2 protein-coding genes and 2 pseudogenes are annotated in these 2400 nt (G+C 58.2%); all 4 read right to left on the bottom strand.

From position 1 onward, the window contains the following. Positions 1 to 20 precede the first annotated feature (20 nt). Positions 21 to 436, bottom strand: a pseudogene (locus tag ACIOMR_RS30895) (F0F1 ATP synthase subunit I). 148 nt (positions 437 to 584) lie between these two features. Beyond that, positions 585 to 1457: a ParB/RepB/Spo0J family partition protein gene (locus ACIOMR_RS30890; protein ID WP_003213558.1), complete on the bottom strand. Its 873-nt coding sequence runs from the start codon at positions 1455 to 1457 to the stop codon at positions 585 to 587. Positions 1458 to 1466: 9 nt separating this feature from the next. Next, complete coding sequence (locus ACIOMR_RS30885) at positions 1467 to 2264, bottom strand: ParA family protein (protein WP_003213559.1); 798 nt, start codon at positions 2262 to 2264, stop codon at positions 1467 to 1469. Between the two features lie 18 nt (positions 2265 to 2282). Next, a pseudogene (locus ACIOMR_RS30880) lies at positions 2283 to 2387 on the bottom strand (16S rRNA (guanine(527)-N(7))-methyltransferase RsmG); the annotation flags it as partial. Positions 2388 to 2400 lie beyond the last annotated feature (13 nt).

Below are 2400 nucleotides of genomic sequence, written 5' to 3'. Positions count from 1 at the left end.
AAGCCTCTGCCATGCCCGCCTCAACCGCCCCCAGGATACGAAAGTCCTGTTTTCATTAGCAGGGGAGCGAACCAGCTGACCAGTTGGGTCAACACGAAGACGCCGAATACAGCCAGCGGCGCCAATGGCTTCACACCTGCAAAGGTCAGTGCAAACAGCACTGCCGTCAAAATCAATTTCCCCGCCTCGCCGGCATAAAAAGACCGGACGATAGCCTGGGTGCTCGGGCGCCGGAAAACCGAAAGGCCCTGTGAGCAAAATACATATTGGGCAGCAAGGCTATCAGGCCTCCGCAGAGTCCCGAGTATCCGGCTACGACTCCATACCAATACCAGAGCGCCAAAGAGGCGATCAGTAAAATGACAAATTGAGCCACTAAAACCGGGAAAACGGCCAAGCGATGGAACGGCAACGTGTTTGGCGTGCGGGTTTCCATCACTCTTGCTCCTCAATGGTCGGCTGCCGGAAATCAATAACTTGGCATAATTTGTGCCGACAAAATGCGCGCAGAGTATAGGGGCGGTTCTGCCCCTATTCAACTGCCGGGTAGTGATTTCCGACTGCGCGCTACAGAAGCAATTGTTTCAGCGGATGTGGGCAAGGACGCCCTGAAGCTCATCCAATGAGTTATATCCGATGACCAATTGCCCTTTGCCTTTCTTGCCATGACGAATTTGCACCGCAGAGCCTAGGCGTTCGGCCAGGCGCTGCTCCAGGCGTGCAATATCCGGATCAGGTTTGGCAGTTTCGACCGGTGCAGGTTTGCCACTGAGCCACTGGCGAACCAGGGCCTCGGTCTGACGAACGGTGAGGCCTCGTGCGACAACGTGTCGCGCCCCCTCAACCTGTTGATTTTCCGGCAAACCGAGCAAAGCACGAGCATGACCCATTTCCAGGTCGCCATGGGAAAGCATGGTTTTGATGACTTCCGGCAGCGCGATCAGGCGCAACAGGTTGGACACGGTAACCCGGGACTTGCCCACCGCATCCGCGACTTCCTGCTGAGTCAGTTTGAATTCCTGCTGCAAACGCTGCAGGGCGATCGCTTCCTCGATCGGATTGAGGTCTTCACGCTGGATGTTCTCGATCAACGCCATGGCGATGGCGGTTTCATCCGGCACATCGCGCACCATTGCCGGAATGGTTTCCTTGCCGGCCTGCTGGCTGGCGCGCCAGCGGCGCTCGCCGGCGATGATTTCAAAGCGGCCTGCACCAATCGGGCGCACCACGATCGGCTGCATCACGCCCTGGGCCTTGATCGAATTCGCCAATTCCTCCAGCGCCTGCGGGTCCATGTCCCGGCGCGGCTGGTATTTGCCGCGCTGGATCAGGTCCAGCGGCAGGTGCTGCAGCTCGCGCTCGTCGGCCTGCACTGCCTGTTCTTCAAGGGTCGTGACAGTCGGACCACTCAGCAGTGCATCCAGTCCACGTCCGAGACCTCGTTTCTTGACGGCCATGGGGATTCCTTAAGTTGGCTGGGCTGCAGCGGTGCGTGAATTGCGGCGTTGACGGCGAACCATCTCGCCTGCCAGCGCCAGATAGGCAATGGCGCCGCGGGAAGACTTGTCGTACGCCAGCGCGGGCATGCCATAGCTTGGCGCTTCGGCCAGGCGGATGTTGCGTGGAATCACGGTGTCGTAGAGCTGATCGCCGAAGTGTTCCTTGAGCTGTGCCGACACATCGTTCATCAGGCTCAGGCGCGGGTCATACATGGTCCGCAGCAGGCCTTCGATTTGCAGGTTCGGGTTGAGCAACTCGGCGATACGCTTGATGTTATCCACAAGGTCGCTCAAGCCTTCGAGCGCGAAGTACTCGCACTGCATGGGGATAATCACCCCGTCGGCCGCAACCAGTGCGTTCAACGTCAGCATCGACAGCGACGGCGGGCAGTCGATCAAAATGTAGTCGTAATTCTCGCGAATCGGCGCCAGGGCGCTGCGCAGACGGCTTTCTTTCATCTGCATTTCCAGCAGCACCACTTCCGCCGCGGTCAAATCGCGGTTGGCAGGCAGCAGTTGATAACCGCCGTGCTCGGAGAAGTGCATGGCCTGGGCCAGGTCGCACTCGCCAATCAGCAAGTCGTAGACCGAGTTTTCCAGGCCGTGTTTATCCACACCGCTACCCATGGTGGCGTTGCCCTGTGGATCGAGATCGATCAACAGCACCCGACGCTTGGTAGCGACCAGGGATGCTGCGAGGTTGATGCAGGTGGTGGTTTTGCCCACGCCACCTTTCTGGTTCGCTATCGCGAATACCTTAGCCATTCTTGCTTGTGTTCCCAATCATGCCGTGCGGCTAAGTATCAGAAGAAGGCGTTGGCCTTGGCAACCTGGTACGGCCAAGGAGTGTACGCTATAGAGTTGGAAGTCTGACGGCAATGATAACAGCTAGAAGCTTGGA

This window comes from Pseudomonas sp. NPDC087814 (genome assembly GCF_044742865.1).
Classification (GTDB): Bacteria; Pseudomonadota; Gammaproteobacteria; order Pseudomonadales; family Pseudomonadaceae; genus Aquipseudomonas.
Note: the sequence above shows the minus strand (reverse complement) of the source record. Positions and strands in the feature narration are given on the sequence as shown.